The following is a 19,530-nucleotide window of genomic DNA, read 5'->3' as shown; positions in this document are numbered from 1 at the left end:
GCTAACTCACGCTCTGCTTGATGTTTTCAAGGTAAGCGTGTTGTGCTTCTTCGCTGGCTAGCAATAAAAAGTTCGGTGCTGACAAGCCATAGAACTTATTGATATCGCTGGCGCCAGATGCCTCTTTAGACAATAAACTACCCGAGCTCAAAAGATACTTAGCGTATAGATTGGGTGACTCAAATAACATCTCGTTTGCGAGCTTGGTGTTGTGTCCCTGTTTGTCCAACTGGCTAAGCTGTTGGGAAAGGCTATTGACAACCATTTCATACAGATAAGCTGACGTTGCGATTCCTTTCGTCGCCATTGCTTCCACAATCGCGGCAATGTCTAACTGCAAAGTAATGGTGGTAAACATCTGACCAAGAGCGAGCTCGCTGTCTACTGTGATACGTTGATCTAAAAGGTGTTCGCATTTTACGGGTGATTGTTGTTCAAACGTTTGGAAACGCTCTGGCCAAATACGCGCTGCATCGTTGTCTTTCATGGCTAAAGTCATCTTGCCTTGCTCATCGAATGCGATGATGGCGTTTTGTTGGTTAGACTCCAAAGCGATACCGTAACGAATCCACAATGTAAGGTGCACTTTGCATAACAGATCAACGTAATCTTTAAACCAAGTCAGCGTACCTTGTTGATAATACTGTTCGGCGAGGTGTTCCAAGAACAAACGTCCATCAGGCATTGGACTGGCAAGGGCAGCCACAGGCACCAGTGCTTTGTCTTGGAAGTAGCTCTGCGGGTATTCACGTACAATGTAAGCAAAGGTTTTATCGTCTCCAACATGGCCGCCATGTTTCTCATTACAATGGTAAAGCGTGCCGTGTAAGTCTTGATCTGTTTGCTCTAAGTGTGTCAATAAACGTTCAAACCAATGCCCATCATAGAGTGTGGAGGGTTTGATTAGGCGAATGTTTTTAGTACCTAAAGATCGCATGATCAGCGGTACCTTGATGTGGATCTGTGGTGCTTGATTCACGACCACAGTGCGCACTGATAAAGTTGGAGTCACCTCAAGGCATGCAACCGGAGCTTCAATAACACCGTCAGGAAGTTCATCAAGACTCCTTAGTGTTAATGGATGTGCGGGGAATAACTCATGGCTAAGAGCAAAGTCGGCGGGCAGACCCACTTGCTCCATCGTTGGCCAACATTCTGGTTGTGGACTGGTCAATGTAACGAGTGACTTTTCGATTGCGAGCCAACCAAGTTCAAAGCTTTGTGCAAATTCTGGCGCGAATTGCTCTAGGTCGTGATCGCTTAAACCGAACTTAGCACGTGCTGTCGGATAGTAGGGGTGGTCAAGATAGGATGCGATTTGATCGGCACGTAATAGCTTTTGCTCCCAACGTTCTAGTTGAGAAATCGGCAGCATGAGTGCTTCCGAGTGCTGGTTGAAGGCGTTATCACACAATCCTTTGTGTTTTTCTGCACATTCGAGTTCTTGCAAATAACCATCTAATAAGGAATGCGAACTTTCGTGAGCACTTGCTTTCAGTAGTTCGATCCAATCTTGATAGTGCTGCTGGGTTTCAACGACACCATTTCTCTCGATGAGCCAACCATCACCTTTCGATCCATCCGGTTGGCCGTATACCCAACGCTGCATGTAATAGCTCGGAGCAACGGGTAAATAGAGTGTAAAGTCTGAACCCGCAAAAATAGCCCAAATTTGATTACGAGGATAAGAAGATAGTTTGAGCACACTCGGGAGTTTAGACTCAAATCGGCTTTGAGAAACTAATCCAAACAAATCTTCACGCAAGCACGTATCGACTAAGCGTTGAGTGAGGTATAACGCGCTTTCATTCATGCTGTTACCTCGTTTGTTGCTGTTAGGTTGAAGCGAGAGATTGCCTGTTGTAGCGCGAGTTCTAGTGTTTGACCAGAAGGAGAAACGACCGAAATTCTCGCTAAGTAATCCTTGTTGGAGAAACTTTGTTGGAACGTCTCACCAACCTTTTTAAGCACTTGCTGCTGAGTGACAATATCGCCCTCCTGGTGAATGAAAGAGGTTGATGATCCTTCAATCAAACCGCTTTGTTGCGCCACTACATAGTGCACATGGGCACTGCCATCAATACGAAATGTAGGATCAAGTTTGTGACCCAAGTGAAGATTTAAGATGGTATGGAACCAATTCCCGCCACAGAGGTTATCAAGCAAAAATTCTCGTCCATCACCAATACTTCGATAGTTGATCTCGACCAGTACCGGCCCCGAATCTGTGATGATGAATTCGCTATGACAGACACCAAACCCCACCCCAAATGTTTGAAGCTGACGTATACATTCTTCTCGGTAGTGAACGCTGTTAATACCATTCCAACTCGCAGCGGTTTCGATGAAGTAAGGTGGCGCAGAGAGTTCTACATCAAACCCACCAAGTGCGACTAAATTTTCCCCGTCGCCAATGGTTTCGACAGTGATAAGCGGACCTAGTAAAAAAGCCTCAACTAAAATGGGAGTCGTAGGGTGCTTTTGCCAAAACGTATCGCAATAGTTATCCAGCTCAGCCGCAGAATCGCAGCGCTGCACGTCTAAACTAGCCACGCCCTCCTTGGGCTTCGCAACGACAGGAAAATCGAAATCGAATACAGGAGCGCTCTCTCGACTTAACAAAACACTCTGAGTATTAGGTAACGATTTTTCGTTGAGAACCTGACGAGTTAAGTATTTGTTTTTCGCCTTGAGCGTCACATTCCAATCTTTAGCTGGTAGGCCAAAGAACTGTGCACAGATTGCGGTTGAGGTTTGTAGGTGGTCGCTGTTGCTGAACACAGCATGAGGCTCTAGATCTTGCTCTGTGATGATTTCGATGAGTTCAAGAGGGTTGAACACATCGCACTCTAGAATTTCATCTGGATTGAAGCGGTCATCTTCATTCGCCAGTTTTAAGTGGTTGAGCTTTTGGTCTGTGACTAAAACGACGTGGTGACCCATCGCTTTTGCTGTCGGCACGAAGCCATGAGTGACTGCGTCATTCACGACATGACTCACGATAATAATCGTAGATTTCATGGGCTTTTCCTAATTTTCTAACGTTGTTGCTACCTACTCACACATGACTTCCAAGCGGTCTCTTTCAAGGTTTAAGGAAAGAGTGTTTTATTATAGCTTTGTTTTTATTGATTATTTTATCACTACGCTTGTTGCATAAGGGAAACAAATATAGATCATAAAATTTATATTGCAAACACAAATGATATTTGTTTTCATTCGCACTGTTGTGATTTTATAAACTAAAACGGAATTAGAAAATGAACATTAGATTGGCCTTGTCCCCGCTCGCTTTGGCAATTGGAGGCGCATTAACCGCAATGACCACTATGTCAAATGTAATGGCAGCAGAAGACGTCGCGGTAGACGAAACTCTGCAAGTTATTGGTCACCAGTACGAAGGTTACGCGGAGCATATGCCGCAGTCGGGTACCAAAACGGATGTTGAATGGTTGGATGTACCGCAGGCAGTATCAGTGGTCACAAAGACGGAAATGCAAGACCGCGGTGCTGTACGTTTGGTGGATGCTCTTGATGGTGTTGCCGGAGTTAACAATACCCTGGGTGAGGGGAGCCGAGACCAATTTGTGATTCGTGGTTTTGATGCTCTTAACGACATGTACCGTGACGGCATGCGTGATGACGGAACGCTTCAATCGTACCGAAGCCTAGCGAATATCGAACGTGTCGAAGTGGTAAAAGGCCCTGCGGGCGCACTTTATGGCCGAGGTTCAGCAGGCGGTATCATCAACTTGGTCACCAAGCGTGCTAACGGAGATAACTTCACTCACGTTAATGGCAGTGTTGGCAGCAACAATCTGTTTGTTGGTCAGGTTGACAGTTCGATGGCGTTGAGTGACAAAGTCAGCGGTCGTATCAACGTGGAAAGTCGACAATCGGATTCCTATGTAGACCACATCGACTCGAATGGCTTCTTTATCGCACCCACCATTCGTGTATTACCAGCGGATGGTCACACGATTGATCTCGATGTCGAATATGCTCACCAGGAGTTGGTGCCATATCGTGGTGTTCCATCAAAGAATGGTAAGCCTGTCGATGTCTCTGAAAGCACATTTTACGGTGGCACGAATGACTATCAAGAGTCAGACAGCATTCGTGTTGGCGTTAATTATGAATGGCTTTTGAATAGTGAATGGGCATGGACAAACCGCGCAGCATACAACCATATCGAGCTTGAGCAAAAGGGTACACGCCAAGGAACGGTAACTGGGAATGAAGTATCTCAGACGGTAAATAACTTCGGTTACGATCCTCGCACCACGACCACTCTTCAATCGGAGTTGGTTTGGGAGACCGATTCGAACCAAATGATGATCGGTGCCGATTACAATCAGATCAATATCGACTTAACGCTCGCAAGCGATAAAACCTTACCTTCGAAAGACATCTATAACCCTGTCGCAGGTCCAACACCTGATCCGGGCTTCAAACCTTTCCGTGATAACACGACAACGACGAAAGGTGTCTACATTCAAGACGTTTACACCTTTGGTGATCTTTCAGTGATCGGCAATGTGCGTTACGACTCGATGGAGCTTGAACAGCAAAAAGCGGGCTCAGAAAAAGAGAACCTAGACGATGACAAAGTGAGCTACCGCGGTGGTTTGGTCTACCGAATCAACAACGATATGTCAGTGTACGCAAGCTTAGCTCGTTCATGGCAATTGCCTTACTCAGGTATCTACATCAACCCTAAATTAGCAGAATTCTTCCATACCGATCTAAAAGAAATTGGCGCAAAAGCTTACCTATTAGATAACGCTTTGATGCTGAATGCCGCGGTCTTCCAAATCGATCAAGAACAACCTGAAACCAATATAGACGGAGACGTTGTTAACAAGATCGAAGCTCGTCACCAAGGTATTGAGCTAGAAGCTCGCGGTCAGTTTACCGAGCAGTGGGACATTTCGGTGGGCTATAGCTACCTCGATGCAGAAAACAAAGAGACAGGCAAAAAGCCAAACGATGTGTCTGATCATCTGTTCTCTCTTTGGAGCACTTATCAGTTAGATGACAACTGGCGTTTAGGTGGTGGCGTGAAATACGTAGGCGACCGTTACGCGGGTAATGATGAAGCGGTAGCTCTGGGTGACTACACCACGGTTGACTTGATGGCAGCGTACACCACGGGTCGTCACAAAGTTCAAGCGAATGCTTACAACGTGCTTAATGAGAAATACATTCTGGGTGCAACCAATGGCACTTCTGGTACTAACCAGATCGGTTACGGAGCGCCAGCCGAATTCATGCTCAGCTACGGCTATCAGTTTTAAAACCTAGTTCAGTTTTAAGAGTTAGTTCATTTCTAAAAGCTCTTTCTACTCTAAAGACGATTGATTTGTTCACTACAAATGAGTGAACAGTTGGCTTCATTTTGAGGCCGTTTAGCCCATAGGACCAAAGCGCCGAATCGTAAATACGGCCTTGATCCTAACTTGCCTATTTAGGAGATTTTCATGCCTTACCAGAATTTGGATGGTAAACCCTGTACTCAATCACATCAAAAGTTGCGTCTAAGTGCCCTTGCGATGGCCATCGCTTCAGTGACTTCCATGGGCGCATTTGCCGCGTCTGATCCTCAAACGACAACAATGGAAACGGTTGTCGTGACGGGCAGTTTGATCGGTAATTCAGAGCTTGCGGATGTGAAAGAATATCCAGGAGCTCGTACTGTCCTGACTAATGATCAAATTAAAAAGACCGCAGCACTCTCGATTGATTCGGCATTTCAAAGCGTGCCGGGCATTAAGGTTCAAGACGAAACGGGCACCGGTGTTTTGCCTAACATCTCAGTACGTGGTTTGAAAGCGAGTCGCAGTGGCCACGCTCAATTCCTCATGGATGGTGTTCCTCTAACATTGGCACCGTATGGTCACACAGGACAATCAATTTTCCCTGCGACTCTGTCGATGCTTGACCGAATTGATATCGTGCGTGGTGGCGCTGCTGTGCAGTATGGGCCAAACAACGTGGGTGGTGTGATTAACTTGGTGACTAAGCCTATTCCACACGAGTGGCAAACGGAAATCAGTAATCGCTTAACAGTATTCGAGGATGGCGATACGCCGCTCAACGACTTTTACCTGCGCACGGGGGGCTGGTTAACCGATACGCTGGCACTTCAAGTAGAGGGTAACTTCTTAAAAGGCGAAAGCTTCCGTGAACACTCCGACACAGATGTCAAAAACTTCCAAGCCAAATTGCAATGGTTACTGAGTGATACTCAAGAGCTACAAGCTTTCGTTCAACGTTATGATGCCGACACCCAAATGCCCGGAGCTTTATCGCCAGATGATTACGAAAAAGATCGTACTCAGTCGAAGCGCCCATACGATGAATATCAAGGCACTTCAACGCGTTGGAGCCTGAAGTACCTGCATGACTTGAGTCTTGCAGATAGCGCCGAATTAGAAATACTAACCTTTGGCCACCGTTCTGAGCGTTTCTTCCAATGGGGCTTTAACAGCGCTGGTGGTCACTGGGCGGACCCGGCATTACCGTCAACCGATATTCGTACGTCACCACGTGAATTTGCTGTTTATGGTGTTGAACCTAAACTCGCGATGTACTTTGACGGAAATACCGTAACGCAAAACGTGATTGTTGGGGCACGCTACGTCAACGAAGACATCGATTACAAGCTGACCCAAACGCCAATTGCTGGTGGTGCTACAACAACCCCACGTGATTGGCACTTAGATACTGACGCTTTTGCAGGTTACATCAGCAATGAAATCGGCCTGTTTAATGACGTACTGAAAGTCACGCCGGGTATTCGTTACGAATCGATTGATATGACGTTTGATGATCTGGGTACAGCACAGAGCACAGACAACAAAGTGACGGAATGGCTGCCGGGCTTAACCGTAGCATACCATCTGACAGAGCAATGGGTGGGTTACACCAATGCACAGAAATCTTTGCGTGCACCACAAATCGCTTACATCCGAGGCAAAGGTGAAGAGGGCAGTGAACTAGCGTGGAACTACGAGTTGGGTGCACGCTACAACCAAGATTCAACCAGCTTTAACATCGCACTTTACCGCATTGATTTTGAAGATCAGCTGCAATGGCAAAGTGCTACCCAAACTTTCGATAACATTGGTAAAACCCTTCACCAAGGTGTTGAGCTCTCTGGTCGTTATATTCCTCAAGCGATGCAAGCTTTGAGCCTTGGCGCTGGTTATAACTACTTAGATGCAACGTTAGAGGAAGAGGGTGCAAACAAAGGTAATCAACTTCCTTATACGTCTAAACATCAATTTAGCTGGGATGCGACTTACGCCTTTAGCAAGGTAGATACTACTTTATCTGGTTACTACTTTAGCGAATCTTATTCTGACAATGCGAATACAAGTGCCGAAGATGCAACGGGCGCGACAGGTAAAGTGCCTGCCTACATGGTCTGGAACTTTAACCTAGGTTCGGATTTGTACAAGGATGAAAACAGTAAGCTGCGCATGAACCTTGCGGTGAACAACTTGTTTGATGAGGACTATTACTTCCGCGGTATTGATACCAGCCCCGTTGGTCGTTATCCAGCCCCAGGACGTTCTTACACTTTGGACCTGAATTATCAGTTCTAATACGTAATTTATTGAAAGTAATAACGAATAAAAGTCGCCAATACTCTTGGCGGCTTTCACGGTTCTAGCGTTTAAGGAAAATTAAATATGGAAAACAGCTCTCGCCTTTTGTTTTCGAATCCATTGCTGCTGTCGAACGGACTGCTGTCACTCAATAAGCCGTTTTTATTCAGCAAGATAGCGATAACCTTAGCTTTGCTGGTTTTAAGCTTGTTCTCATTCTCCAGTTCAGCACAAACGAGGCTCATACAAGATGAGCAAGGTCAGTTTGAAATAGCGACTACCCCGCAACGTATTGTGGTCTTGGAGTTCTCATTTGTAGATGCGTTAGCTGCGGTGGGTGTTTCTCCCGTTGGTGTTGCTGATGACAATGATGCTTCGCGAGTGATTCCGGCGGTACGTGAATTGGTTCAACCATGGGAATCGGTTGGCATGCGTTCTCAGCCTAGCCTAGAAGCCATTGCGGTATTAAAGCCTGACCTGATCATTGCAGATGCAGAACGTCATCGTACTGTCTATCAAGATCTACAACGCATCGCACCAACGCTGCTTCTGAAAAGCCGCGGCGAGACGTATCAAGAGAATTTGGAGTCTGCGCTCAAGATTGGCATCGCTCTCGACAAGCAATCGTCAATGGAACAACGCATCCAACAACATCAACACGCCATGGCTGAATTCAAAAGTCATTTCTCGCTCAAACAAACCGTCCAATTCGCTGTCGTGTCGGATAAAGGTATGTGGTTACATAGCCCTGCATCTTACGCAGGAGGCGTGCTCACGACATTAGGCATTGCGAGCCCTATTGTGAAACCAACAGAGAAAGCATATTTGCCAACCAGCTTTGAGTTGTTGTTGAAAACCAACCCGGATTGGTTACTCCTTGGCGCTTATTCTCATCCAAATATTGTTGATGATTGGCAGGAAAATCCGCTATTCAATGTACTAACCTCTGCAAAAAAACAGCAAGTTGTAGAAGTGTCACCAGCACTTTGGTCATTGAATCGAGGCATGTTAGCGGCAGAACAAATGGCGAAAAATCTTGAGCAGATCTTGGATCCATCATGAGTACGATGTCGTTCTCTAAAAGTAAGCGATCCTGGCCAATACTGTCGTGGCGAGTCACGTTATTTATGGCATTCGTGTCGTGTTTGGCACTGTTTGGTTACGCGGCCTCTATGACCGGGTGGTCTAATTTCTCATTGACATTGAGTGACTTGATTGACTACTGGTTTGCGTTTGATGAAAGCAACATGACTCATCAAATATTGGCGACATTAAGAGCACCAAGAGCTTATGCGGGGCTATTGATTGGTGCGAGTTTGGCCGTCGCTGGGTTATTGATGCAGGGATTAACGCGTAATCCACTCGCGTCTCCGTCGATTCTTGGTATTAATGCTGGCGCAACCTGTTTTATGGCGTTAGCTGCGATAGGTATACCCGTGATCAGTGAGCTAAACCCAATCCTTAACGCGGTTCTTGGTGCATTGCTGAGCGGCGGTGCTGTGATGCTTCTAGGCGGTTTTTTCTCTGCACGTTCTCATCCGTTACGTTTGGTTCTCGCGGGTATCGCCATTACGGCGTTATTGCTCGGGCTGACACGAGCGGCGCTGATTCTTGCTGACGATATGGCTTATAGCGTCTTGCATTGGCTTACTGGCTCACTGTCTAGTGTGGATGATGGGCAATGGCAACAGCTTTGGCCGCCTGTAGTGATTGGTTTGGTGTTAGCAATGAGCCTTGCTCGCAACCTCAACTTGTTGGCACTTGGCGAAGAAGTTGCTGTGGGTCTGGGCAGTAACATCCGGTTTACTCGCTTCGTGAGTGGACTGACGATCGTGTTGCTTGCCGGAGCAAGCGTCGCTATCGCAGGGCCTATTGGCTTTGTTGGATTGTTAGTGCCTCATTTGGTTAGACCTATGATTGGGCACAATTACCATTTACTGATTCCCATTTCAGCATTGGCAGGCGCAGCATTAGTGTCTTGGTCAGATGCGCTGTCTCGAGCGATTGCTTTCCCGACTGAAACACCCGTTGGCGTTATTACTGCTTTGCTCGGGACACCTTGTTTTATTTTGATTGCGACGAGGAGATCTTAATGCATCATCAAACTAAGATAGTTTTGTTATCTGGGATTCTCATATTAGTGGCATCCGCAGGTTTGTTTGTCGGTGCAGCTTCGCTTTCTGTTTCTCAAGTCATCGAACATTTGGTCGCGTTTTCCAGTGACGACTTTGTTATCCATCAGTATCGGCTACCACGTATGTTGCTTGCGATAAGCGTGGGCGCAGGGTTAGGGCTTTCAGGGGTATTAGTGCAAGGCGTGATACGTAATCCGTTAGCATCGCCTGATCTTATGGGTATTAGCGCTGGGGCAGGACTTGCTGCGACAGCGAGTTTAGTCTGGTTTCCTAATACAACGGTCAGTGTGCTTCCTGTGGTGGCGATGTTGGGTGGGGTATTAGCTGCTGGACTGATTGCTGCATTGGCCTGGTGGTCAAGGCCAACACCCGCCAAATTGGCGCTGATTGGTATTGCGGTGAGTGCGTTTCTGGCCAGTTGTATCGACTTCTTGTTGGTCACCAACCCGATAGAGATCAACACGGCCATGGTGTGGCTAACAGGCAGTCTTTGGGGCAGAAATTGGCAGCAAGTCCCGTTTATTTGGAGTGCACTGCTCTTGTTGTTACCCATGGCATTGTGGTTGGCGTGGCGATTAGATGTGATGGGGCTTGGTGAGGAAAGTGCAACCACATTGGGCACTAAGCCAAAACAGATTCAAGCTCTCGCTTTATTGGCCGCTGTATTGCTTGCCAGTGTTAGCGTTTCTGTTGCTGGAACGATCAGTTTTGTGGGTTTATTGGCACCTCACTTAGCACGCTTGTTGTTTGGGCATAATCATAAATTGTTAATCCCAGCATCTGCACTGGTAGGGGCAATTCTGGTTACAGGCGCTGATGGGTTGGCCAGAGGTCTACAACCACCTATTGAATTGCCAGCAGGCGTTCTCACGTCTGTGATTGGCGCGCCATATTTCATCTTTCTTCTCTATCGTTATCGAGGTTGGTAACCATGCTTAAAACGCAGAATCTTTCCGTCGCGTACGGTAAACAAACGATCATACCGAACCTGTCTGTTTCTATCCCTAAGGGAAAAATCACCGCATTGATAGGACCTAACGGGTGCGGTAAATCCACCTTATTAAAGACGTTAGTCAGAATTAACAAGCCAGTGGCTGGAGAGGTGTTGTTTGAAGACAAACCGCTATCAAGCTTCGGCGATAAAGCACTCGCTCGCTCGGTGTCACTTCTTCCGCAAATCTTGGTCAGCCCAGAAGGGATCACGGTCAGAAAATTAGTCGAATATGGCCGTTCGCCTTATGTCTCTCATTGGGGAAGGTTAGGGCAGGACGACCAAAGGATTGTCGAGCAAGCAATGCGAGATACAGGTGTGCTTGAGTTTGCTGATAAGCCTGTCGAGTCACTGTCTGGTGGCCAACGTCAAAGAGCATGGATTGCGATGGTAATTGCACAAGATACCGACGTAGTGATGTTGGATGAACCGACCACATACCTTGATATGTCTCACCAGGTGGAATTAATGAACCTGATGCAACAGATGAATGCCAAAGGAAAAACGGTGGTTGTTGTGTTGCATGACCTGAACCAAGCCAGTCGTTATTGCGACCATCTAGTGGTTTTGGAAAAAGGGTGCTTAATCGCAGAGGGATCGCCTGATGAGGTGATGACCGAAACGATGCTCAGTAACGTATTTGATCTCAAAGCGAGCGTGTTTCGAGACCCTATTTCAAACACACCAATGTGTGTCGCGATTTAGGAGAATATACTGATTGTCATTTTCTAGAGATTGACTCAATCAACAACGCCTTTCACAGAGCTGCGAAAGGCGTTTTTTAGTTTTACTTCACTTTAACTAGAGTGCTTGAATCTGTATGAGCAAATGCGCTGTCGTAGATCTCTAAGCCTGTTGTTTGAGAGTACGTCAGCGTATCGTCTGAAATGCTAATGTTCATCGTGAAGCCCGTGGTGGTTGCGTTGTCCGTCATGTATTCAGACTCAGCGATGCCACGTTTAGACGCAACTAACGTCATTGTATCGCCAGCAGGGCCTTCTGCGGTGACACATGTGGTGCGTGGTACACAGTAAGAGTTGTAGACGACCTGATTTTTTTGATCGTAGATGAAGTAGCCACGTTGATCGTGGAATTTAGAGTCATCGGCCTTTCTGAATACTTCTTGCTTGTAGTACAGAGCAACCAGATATTGATCGCTGGCATTGGTTGCATCTGCCGCAACCTCAAACGTCATCACTTCATAAAATGGTGTGACCGCGGGGCCACCTTTGCCCACTTCTGTGCCTTCTTGGCCTGGAGAAATATCAACGCCGCCAGTTTCGACTGATTTCCATGTGCCGACTAACTTTGCGAGTGGACCAAAATCCATACCATTGATTGTGCTGTGGTCGGCTACTGCTGGAGCCGAGATTACCGCTGCGATACCAAGTGCTAATAATTTTTTCACTTTAACTTCCTTTTTATTAATTATCTGACCCCAATAAAAATAAGGTTATTGTGAAACTCGTTTATTAACCCAGATCAGTGTTGTTGGCTAATATGAAATCGAATTGTAACTTGATGTATCAGTCATTAAGAGGATATTAATGTGTATATATTGAGCAAGAAGCAGGTGTTGGATCGTCTAATCTCAGTGATAAACCTTAGGTTTGCTGAGTTCTGAGGCTGAGTTAAGTCACATTGGAATAGGTCGTCTAAACTTAAAGCTTGTATCGCTGCAAATACGACAATTTGGGCTCTAAAGACCTTCTCGAAATAAATGCAAATTAGTGCTTTACCTCAACTTAACTTGAGGTATTAGGATGTACAACGTTGCTTACGAGAATACTTTAAGGAGAGAAGAATGATCCAACTTGAACATGTGAATTTAGTGGTAAAAGACATCCCAGAAATGCTGGTTTTCTATAAAGCGGCGTTCCCTCATTGGTATGTCCGTGATGAGGGAAAAGGGGAGTGGTCAGGTAAGCCTCGTAACTGGCTGCATTTTGGTGACGAGTACCAATACATAGCGTTGAGCGATCACGGCGAAGGTGAAAATAGAGATTTGGCTGGGCATTCTGTTGGTCTCGCACACTTCGCTTATGTGACCAACAATATCGAAAGTGTAACCAAGCGGCTTGTTGATGCGGGCTTCCCAATTGCCAAACCCGGCGCCGAAGAACCTTATCGAAAAAACGTCTATTTTGTGGATCCGGTGGGCTTTGAAATCGAGTTTGTTGAGTATTTGAGTGATGATCCCAAGTTACGAAATGCCACAAGTTAGTTACGTAATACGCCGTTTTATTAAAGTTGGTTAGCGGCATGAAAACCCGTTAGAGAACATTTATAGAAAAGGGCATTGTGGAATAATCCGCAATGCCCTTTTTCGATCTATTTAACCGCTATTGGCTAACTGATGTTGAGCTCTTTTAGCTGGTATTTACTTAGCTTTAAATGGCACCAATAGTTGTTTGCCAAACACATTAATCAGCGCGCCAGTCACGATTAGACCACCACCTAGGTAAGTCCAAACCGATGGAATCTCATTGAAGATCCACACTCCTAATAGCGCTGAGAAGACGATCTGCACGTATGAGTAAGCTGAAGCTTTACCTGCTGCCTGGGTTTGCATTGCTTTGGTTAAACCGTATTGTCCTATTTGTGTGAAAATCCCGACGAGCACAAGCATCATGGTTAGGAATAGGCTAGGCCATACAAAGTCGTTCCAGATAAGAGCTGTTGAGATTGGTAGCGCAACCAATGGGAAGTAGAAGATGATGACTGAGCTATCTTCCGTTTGGCTAAGCTTTCTCACAATCACATAAGCAATTGAGCTACCAAATGCGCCACATAACGCCACCATAATGCTAAATAACGGCAGTTCGCTGCTCGCGCCACTGTTCATGCTTGGCTGAACCATCACTAATAATCCCGCTAGGCAGAACGCAATACAGATCATGGTCGATTTTTGGACGCGTTCTTTCAGAAATAGCACGCCAAGTAGGGCGGTAAATACAGGGTGAACGTATTGTAGAATGGTCGCTTCTGCCAATGGCAAAGTGGTCACAGCGTAGTAAACACACATCAAGGCTGCTGTGCCAACTGCGCCTCGAACAAACAACAGAGGTTTGTTATTTCCCCAGATCGAAATGCCTTTTCGCTTAACGTCGATATAACTGATGGTCAATGACACCAAAGCCCTTGCTGCAACAATTTCGAATACAGGTATGCCGTAGTTGCTGATGTATTTCACACACGCTGACATCAGTGCGAATCCAAAAGCAGAGAGGATCATGAATCGAACCCCAACAGGGATCATTGAAAAAGAGTAAGAAGGCATAAAAATATCAATCGGTTGAGGGAACAGGAATCATAACTTAGTTTAGAAGAGCCGACCAAAGTCTTTGTCCTGTTCTGGTCAACTTGATTCAATTAATTCTCATTTCAGTTCGATTCGTTTTTATCTCACATAAGATCGGCCATAACTCAATTTTATAAAATCAACATCAACAGAAGGTGACGCTAATTCAACTCTGATTTATCGGTCGTTTTAATTGTCGCTCTTAGTCATATCATTCTCGTGAATTTATAATAAGAGATATGTTCTATGAAACCAATCAATACCCTACTCATATCCACGCTCGCGCTTTGCTCTTTTAGTTCAGCCACTTACGCCGACACCATTTTGCATGCTTTCAACTGGAAATATTCAGATGTGACAGCCAACGCCGATCAAATTGCACAAGCCGGTTATAAAAAAGTACTGGTTGCTCCGGCAATGAAATCGAGCGGCAGCCAATGGTGGGCGCGTTACCAGCCTCAAGACCTTCGAACCATTGACTCTCCTTTGGGCAATAAACAAGATTTGGCCGCAATGATTGCTGCACTCAAAGGTGTGGGGGTTGATGTGTATGCCGATGTGGTGCTCAACCATATGGCGAATGAAAGCTGGAAGCGAAGTGACTTGGATTACCCAGGCACAGAAGTGCTAAACGATTATGCGAGCCGTTCAAGCTACTATGCTGACCAGACTCTGTTTGGCAATTTGGCGCAAGGTTTTGTCTCCGCTAATGACTTCCATGCCGCGGGCTGTATTTCAGACTGGAACGATCCTGGTCATGTTCAATATTGGCGTTTGTGCGGGGCTGATGGCGATGTAGGTTTGCCTGATCTTGATCCAAATAACTGGGTGGTTTCACAACAGCGTTTATATCTGAAAGCACTAAAAGATATGGGTATCAAAGGTTTCCGAATTGATGCGGTGAAGCATATGAGCCAGTATCAAATCGATCAGGTATTCACGCCTGAAATTACAGCGAACATGCATGTGTTTGGTGAAGTGATCACCAGTGGCGGGGCAGGGAACAGCGGCTATGAGTCGTTCTTAGCGCCATACTTAAACAACACCAATCACTCCGCGTATGACTTCCCACTGTTTGCGTCGATTCGAGCTGCATTCTCAATGGGCGGTGGTTTGAATCAGTTGCATGATCCAAAAGCGTACGGCCAAGCTCTCGATGACAACCGTTCGATTACTTTTGCGATCACACATGACATTCCAACCAATGACGGCTTCCGTTATCAAATTATGGATCCACAAGACGAGCAGCTTGCTTACGCTTACATCCTTGGCAAAGATGGCGGTACGCCGTTGATCTACAGTGATGATCTACCGGATTCTGAAGATAAGGATAACGGTCGTTGGGGCAATGTTTGGAATAGCTCGAACATGAAGAATATGTTGAGCTTCCATAACGCGATGCAAGGTAAATCGATGACGATGATTTCGAGTGACCAATGTACTTTGCTGTTTAAGCGTGGCAAAGAGGGTGTGGTTGGTATTAATAAGTGTGGTGAAACGCGTGGCGTGACGGTTGATACCTACCAGCATGAATTTAATTGGAATGTTCAATACAAAGACGTATTAAGCAGCGCGACAGAAACCATTTCTTCTCGCTACCATACCTTCAATCTACCGCCACGCAGTGCGCGTATGTTTAAGCTTTAATGTTTGCTCAACAAAGTGAAACATAACGGGTAGTTAGCATAAGCCGCAGCATTTGCTGCGGCTTATTTGTATCTAAACTTAAGGCTTATCGTTACTGTTGATCGCTAATAACACCAAACCAATGATTCTGATGAGACAGTACTTTCAGCAACTCGATCTCTTTCGTTGTCTCTTCCCTAAGCCATTCAATAAGGTCGTTGATGATAGGCGTGTGACTACGCTGGTGAATGAAGTAAGTCCACGCACTGTGTTGGATCTTTGCATTCTTAGGACAGTACAAGAAGCCTCGTTGGAGATCTTGTTGAACTAACAACAGATCCGTAACCGTAACGCCTTCACCGGATAAACAGGCACTGAGTGCCATATCTAAAGACAAGAAACTGGTATTTCTGACGGGTTTCTTTGGTGGGAATTCAACATCGGCCAACCACACTTTCCAGTCGTGATGATCTAAGGTTGGATGCAGCCTTGGCAAGGTTAAGATCGAATCAAGGTCGGTGTCTTTGGTAGTTAAGCTAGTCGAGCAAACCGGTGCCATAAACTCTTCGCGCAAGAAGGTGATGTCTGGTGCTTTGTCATAGCGTTTTTTGAAGCGCGTGTGGAAGATCAGTAGGTCATATTCGCTGCTATTGATTGATTCGTCCTCCTCAATCACAGGAACAATGACGATCTCATGATCTTGATAACGCTCGTTTAATTCTCGCACTTTAGAGATCAATACTCGCGTCGCGAAACTCAAGGTCGCTTTGATCACAATACGCTTCTGCTTCGGCTCACTCCAAGAGGCGATAACAGCTTCAATATTGCCGTAGCTTTCTCGCAAAGCGACATACAAATCATGACCTTGTACCGTTAATTCAATCGCTCGATGCTTACGAATAACCAGTGATGCGTTTAACTCATCTTCAAGCTGTTTAATCTGTCGGCTGATCGCACTTTGTGTCACATGCAGCTCTTCGGCAGCCAGAGTAAAGCTCATCAGCCTTGCAGCAGCTTCAAACGCTTTTAAGCCATTATGTGAGGATGGCAAGCTAGGATATGGGGTCATAATTCGTTCGCATGAGTTTATGGAATGTTAGAGTCGCAAATTTATCAATTGAACGCCAGCCCCATCGATCGTATTTTGGGCGAAATTACCTGAGGCGCTCATGAAAAAAATACTCACTCTTGCATTCCCTTTGATCATTTCACAGCTGATCTCTATGGCTTTAGTCCTTACTGATGTTTGGATGATGTCGCGTATCAGTGTGTCAGCCCTTGCGGCTGGTGGCTTAGGCGCCTCTATCTACTTTTTTATCTTCATTATTGCGAGCAGCACTGTAGGTTGTGTCGCGAACTTGATTGCGATCGCTTATGGTCAGCGCGTAGCTCGCCCAGAGTTTGGTAACACGCAAATTAGATTGGCTGTGAAAGGCGCAACTATGTTGGCATTCGTGCTCAGTGTGACCTTAATGGCCAGCTTCTGGTTTGCTCCGTTGGTATTAGAAGCCGCCAAACAGCCGCCAGAAGTGATCACTTTAGCCATGGAATATGTCCATGCTTTGAAGTGGGTGATGTTGCCTTCGCTTATCTTGTTGGTACTTCGTGGCTTAACCAGTGCGTTTGGCAACGTGCGCTCAATTCTGGTGATGTCTATTATTACCGTAATTCTGAATGTGCCAGTGAGCTACTTTTTAACCTTCCAATTAGACATGGGCTTAACGGGTTTAGGGCTTGGTACGGCTATCGCGGCATTTATCGTGATGGTCGGATACACGGTTTGGGTATTTAAGCGCGACGAATTCAAGCAGTTCGCCCCTTGGTTAAACACAGAAGAGTATTCAATCAAGTTGATGAGCCCGCTTTTAATGATGGGTTTACCTATCGGATTAGCAGCATTACTTGAACATGGCTTGATTTACGGTGGCACCTTAATGGCGGGCACGATCAGTATTGCTTCGCTAGCTCTGCACCAAATTCTGCTGCAATGCTTAAGCTTTACTTGGAACTTCAATTTTGGTTTCTCACAAGCTGCGGCGATTTTGGTTGGTCGTGATTTTGGCGCGGGTAACTACGAAGGAATAAAAAGAACCTCGATTCAAAGCTTCATATTGGTGTCAGTGTTGAGTGTGGCGTTGTCCGCTGTGTTTATCATATGGCCTGAGATGATCGCCTCTATCTTCAAGTTAGACGATGGTACGGGTGCAATGACTTCGCTATTAGCTTCTGTTATCTGGGTAGTGGCGTTGTGCTTTATTGTTGATGCTTGGCAACTGCTGGCGATTAACCTGCTAAGAGGCATGAAGATTGTCTCTATGCCAACCGTGATGACGGCCATCGGTTACTGGGTATTTGGCCTACCTGCAGCTTGGTATTTGATGCCAAAATTTGAATTGGCAGGGATTTGGGGCGGAATCGGTGTTGGCTTAGGCGTGACAGGTATTCTATTGCTGATTCATTTAATGGTTGTTCTAAACAAGAGCAGCAAGACACCAGACTTAGATTGTTCAGCTTACTCTTAAGCTAAATTGAAACGCAAAAAAGCCACAGCAATGTCTGTGGCTTTAGTTTATCTCATTTGATTCTTGGGGGAGGGAATCAATATCAGGATTAGGGGCAGCTATTTTCTACCAGACGACTTATTGCCAAACTACTCTCTACCAAACTACTTGCCACCAGAGAGCGCAGATTTCATCATCGTTTTGAATTGCTCTTTTTGTTCTTCAGTTAACACGTTATAGATGTTGTTCTTTAGACGCATTTCTTGCATCACCATCGACTTCTCGGTTGCTTGAACCGTATCAATGACCTTTTCCATCTCAGCTTCATTGAAATCAGGTTGAGTCACAAGGCTGATCTGTTTTTTCTTGAGTTCTATCGCACTATCCATGTCAATCTGTGTTCTATCAGATTGATAGTCTTCAATAAGGGAGATGACTTCCGCATGTTGTGCTTCACTTAGGTTTAAAGAAGCAATAACCATTTGCAGTGGGCTCACTGCTGGCTGTGGCGGTTGTTGTGGTGATGAAGCACTCACAAAAGGAGCGGTAACGAGTAGAGCTGAAGCAGTTAATACACAAAGTGACTTTTTCAGTGATTTCATTGAGTTTCTCCTGTTAGTGGAAACATGAGTATAGGTGAGTAAGCTGAACTCGATATGAACATGTCGTTCAGTTTAATTCGCCGAGCTCATTGCGTTCACTTAGTTACCTTCATCTAAGCGTGGAACGAGTTAGACCTTGGTCTTACAGAAACCGAGCTAAAAGGTGACTAGAATGATTTGAGTTGCTCACCGTTTTATCAAGGAATACACAAATGGAAGTTGGATTGTTCTGGGCTGAAAAAGGAATGCTAGTGCTTGGCGCACTGTTTGTTTTGACGAGCATGATGCAGTATGGAAGACGCAGTAGCGATTGGAAAGGCGTGATTACGATGTTCTACAAGCGTATCCCAATGAACATAGCCGAATACAAATGGTACCGCCTGGGTATCGCTCTGTTGGTATTTGCTGTGATCATACGTTTCGCATTACTGATTCTATGGCCTTCATATCAGTTCTAACTGTTCACACTATCTCTCTTATGATGGCTACATAAAGCAGATAAATGAATGAGTCAGCCGAGCCTTAATAAACCCGTTTGTTAAGGCTGCTGTTAAATAAAATAGTGCTATTACTCAACAGTAAGGAGTGGCTATTACCTTTGTAGCATATTGTTTTTCATGAAGAATAATGCGAAATAATAGCTTACCCACCTGTTTCATCATTCTTACTAATAATCTGCACATAAATCCATTCACCCCGTACCTGATACCATAATGTTCTGTTACACTCGTTCGAATTAGCTTTATACCCGTGATCATTGA

16 protein-coding genes are annotated in these 19,530 nt (G+C 45.6%); 10 read left to right on the top strand and 6 right to left on the bottom strand.

Annotation, left to right across the window (positions count from 1 at the left end):
- Position 1 precedes the first annotated feature (1 nt).
- A complete protein-coding gene (locus tag AB4484_RS18285; protein WP_372079661.1) occupies positions 2-1,813 on the bottom strand; it encodes an IucA/IucC family protein in 1,812 nt (603 codons plus the stop codon).
- The gene (locus tag AB4484_RS18280) at positions 1,810-3,021 is read right to left on the bottom strand and encodes an acetyl-CoA carboxylase biotin carboxylase subunit family protein (RefSeq protein ID WP_052878688.1); all 1,212 of its coding nucleotides are present in this window, start codon (positions 3,019-3,021) and stop codon (positions 1,810-1,812) included. Before AB4484_RS18280 ends, AB4484_RS18285 begins: the two co-directional genes overlap by 4 nt.
- A gap of 239 nt (positions 3,022-3,260) precedes the next feature.
- Here AB4484_RS18280 and AB4484_RS18275 point away from each other — a divergent pair, with 239 nt between their 5' ends.
- The 6 genes from AB4484_RS18275 to fecE all read left to right on the top strand — a co-directional run bounded on the left by AB4484_RS18275 (position 3,261) and on the right by fecE (position 11,444).
- Positions 3,261-5,297 (top strand): TonB-dependent receptor, encoded by a 2,037-nt coding sequence (locus AB4484_RS18275; protein WP_372079658.1) that lies wholly within the window; start codon positions 3,261-3,263, stop codon positions 5,295-5,297.
- A 183-nt stretch (positions 5,298-5,480) separates the two neighbouring features.
- Positions 5,481-7,610 (top strand): TonB-dependent receptor family protein, encoded by a 2,130-nt coding sequence (locus AB4484_RS18270; RefSeq protein ID WP_372079656.1) that lies wholly within the window; start codon positions 5,481-5,483, stop codon positions 7,608-7,610.
- A gap of 87 nt (positions 7,611-7,697) precedes the next feature.
- Positions 7,698-8,675, top strand: coding sequence for a Fe(3+) dicitrate ABC transporter substrate-binding protein (locus tag AB4484_RS18265; RefSeq protein WP_050632947.1), 978 nt, complete (start codon positions 7,698-7,700; stop codon positions 8,673-8,675).
- Positions 8,672-9,706, top strand: a complete 1,035-nt coding sequence (locus AB4484_RS18260) for a FecCD family ABC transporter permease (protein ID WP_372079654.1) — start codon at positions 8,672-8,674, stop codon at positions 9,704-9,706. Before AB4484_RS18265 ends, AB4484_RS18260 begins: the two co-directional genes overlap by 4 nt.
- Positions 9,706-10,677, top strand: coding sequence for an iron chelate uptake ABC transporter family permease subunit (locus AB4484_RS18255; protein WP_372079651.1), 972 nt, complete (start codon positions 9,706-9,708; stop codon positions 10,675-10,677). The genes AB4484_RS18260 and AB4484_RS18255 overlap by 1 nt, the downstream gene beginning before the upstream one ends.
- Before the next feature lie 2 nt (positions 10,678-10,679).
- On the top strand, positions 10,680-11,444 hold the full coding sequence (gene fecE / locus AB4484_RS18250) for a Fe(3+) dicitrate ABC transporter ATP-binding protein FecE (RefSeq protein WP_372079649.1): 765 nt from the start codon (positions 10,680-10,682) through the stop codon (positions 11,442-11,444).
- 82 nt (positions 11,445-11,526) lie between these two features.
- Here the strand turns inward: fecE and AB4484_RS18245 are convergent, their stop codons facing one another.
- On the bottom strand, positions 11,527-12,147 hold the full coding sequence (locus AB4484_RS18245; RefSeq protein ID WP_048614862.1) for a heme-binding beta-barrel domain-containing protein: 621 nt from the start codon (positions 12,145-12,147) through the stop codon (positions 11,527-11,529).
- A 396-nt stretch (positions 12,148-12,543) separates the two neighbouring features.
- Between AB4484_RS18245 and AB4484_RS18240 the strand changes: the two genes are divergently transcribed.
- Complete coding sequence (locus AB4484_RS18240) at positions 12,544-12,963, top strand: VOC family protein (protein ID WP_372079647.1); 420 nt, start codon at positions 12,544-12,546, stop codon at positions 12,961-12,963.
- Positions 12,964-13,119: 156 nt separating this feature from the next.
- Here AB4484_RS18240 and AB4484_RS18235 read toward each other — a convergent pair whose 3' ends face one another.
- Complete coding sequence (locus AB4484_RS18235; protein WP_372079645.1) at positions 13,120-14,019, bottom strand: DMT family transporter; 900 nt, start codon at positions 14,017-14,019, stop codon at positions 13,120-13,122.
- A 267-nt stretch (positions 14,020-14,286) separates the two neighbouring features.
- Here AB4484_RS18235 and AB4484_RS18230 point away from each other — a divergent pair, with 267 nt between their 5' ends.
- Entirely contained in the window at positions 14,287-15,687 is a 1,401-nt protein-coding gene (locus AB4484_RS18230; RefSeq protein WP_372079643.1) for an alpha-amylase family protein, read from the top strand.
- Between the two features lie 91 nt (positions 15,688-15,778).
- On the opposite strand, the gene AB4484_RS18225 is transcribed toward AB4484_RS18230, so the two are convergent.
- The gene (locus tag AB4484_RS18225; protein ID WP_210450581.1) at positions 15,779-16,735 is read right to left on the bottom strand and encodes a LysR family transcriptional regulator; all 957 of its coding nucleotides are present in this window, start codon (positions 16,733-16,735) and stop codon (positions 15,779-15,781) included.
- 100 nt (positions 16,736-16,835) lie between these two features.
- On the opposite strand from AB4484_RS18225, the gene AB4484_RS18220 reads away from it, so the two are divergent.
- Positions 16,836-18,188: an MATE family efflux transporter gene (locus AB4484_RS18220; protein WP_048610858.1), complete on the top strand. Its 1,353-nt coding sequence runs from the start codon at positions 16,836-16,838 to the stop codon at positions 18,186-18,188.
- A 143-nt stretch (positions 18,189-18,331) separates the two neighbouring features.
- Here AB4484_RS18220 and AB4484_RS18215 read toward each other — a convergent pair whose 3' ends face one another.
- The gene (locus AB4484_RS18215; protein WP_050644294.1) at positions 18,332-18,769 is read right to left on the bottom strand and encodes a Spy/CpxP family protein refolding chaperone; all 438 of its coding nucleotides are present in this window, start codon (positions 18,767-18,769) and stop codon (positions 18,332-18,334) included.
- A gap of 212 nt (positions 18,770-18,981) precedes the next feature.
- On the opposite strand from AB4484_RS18215, the gene AB4484_RS18210 reads away from it, so the two are divergent.
- Positions 18,982-19,227: a hypothetical protein gene (locus AB4484_RS18210; protein ID WP_010430578.1), complete on the top strand. Its 246-nt coding sequence runs from the start codon at positions 18,982-18,984 to the stop codon at positions 19,225-19,227.
- Positions 19,228-19,530: the final 303 nt, after the last annotated feature.

The sequence above is a fragment of the Vibrio sp. 10N.261.46.A3 genome, assembly GCF_041472995.1.
Lineage (GTDB): Bacteria > Pseudomonadota > Gammaproteobacteria > Enterobacterales > Vibrionaceae > Vibrio > Vibrio coralliirubri.
This window is presented reverse-complemented; position numbering and strand designations above follow the sequence as displayed.

Bases quoted from the DNA above. Each gene is read 5' to 3' on its own strand.
- AB4484_RS18230 (WP_372079643.1), top strand. From the start codon at position 14,287: ATGAAACCAATCAATACCCTACTCATATCCACGCTCGCGCTTTGCTCT.
- AB4484_RS18240 (WP_372079647.1), top strand. From the start codon at position 12,544: ATGATCCAACTTGAACATGTGAATTTAGTGGTAAAAGACATCCCAGAA.
- AB4484_RS18255 (WP_372079651.1), top strand. From the start codon at position 9,706: ATGCATCATCAAACTAAGATAGTTTTGTTATCTGGGATTCTCATATTA.
- AB4484_RS18210 (WP_010430578.1), top strand. From the start codon at position 18,982: ATGGAAGTTGGATTGTTCTGGGCTGAAAAAGGAATGCTAGTGCTTGGC.
- AB4484_RS18280 (WP_052878688.1), bottom strand. From the start codon at position 3,021: ATGAAATCTACGATTATTATCGTGAGTCATGTCGTGAATGACGCAGTC.
- fecE (WP_372079649.1), top strand. From the start codon at position 10,680: ATGCTTAAAACGCAGAATCTTTCCGTCGCGTACGGTAAACAAACGATC.
- AB4484_RS18285 (WP_372079661.1), bottom strand. From the start codon at position 1,813: ATGAATGAAAGCGCGTTATACCTCACTCAACGCTTAGTCGATACGTGC.
- AB4484_RS18225 (WP_210450581.1), bottom strand. From the start codon at position 16,735: ATGACCCCATATCCTAGCTTGCCATCCTCACATAATGGCTTAAAAGCG.
- AB4484_RS18220 (WP_048610858.1), top strand. From the start codon at position 16,836: ATGAAAAAAATACTCACTCTTGCATTCCCTTTGATCATTTCACAGCTG.
- AB4484_RS18260 (WP_372079654.1), top strand. From the start codon at position 8,672: ATGAGTACGATGTCGTTCTCTAAAAGTAAGCGATCCTGGCCAATACTG.
- AB4484_RS18265 (WP_050632947.1), top strand. From the start codon at position 7,698: ATGGAAAACAGCTCTCGCCTTTTGTTTTCGAATCCATTGCTGCTGTCG.
- AB4484_RS18235 (WP_372079645.1), bottom strand. From the start codon at position 14,019: ATGCCTTCTTACTCTTTTTCAATGATCCCTGTTGGGGTTCGATTCATG.
- AB4484_RS18215 (WP_050644294.1), bottom strand. From the start codon at position 18,769: ATGAAATCACTGAAAAAGTCACTTTGTGTATTAACTGCTTCAGCTCTA.
- AB4484_RS18270 (WP_372079656.1), top strand. From the start codon at position 5,481: ATGCCTTACCAGAATTTGGATGGTAAACCCTGTACTCAATCACATCAA.
- AB4484_RS18275 (WP_372079658.1), top strand. From the start codon at position 3,261: ATGAACATTAGATTGGCCTTGTCCCCGCTCGCTTTGGCAATTGGAGGC.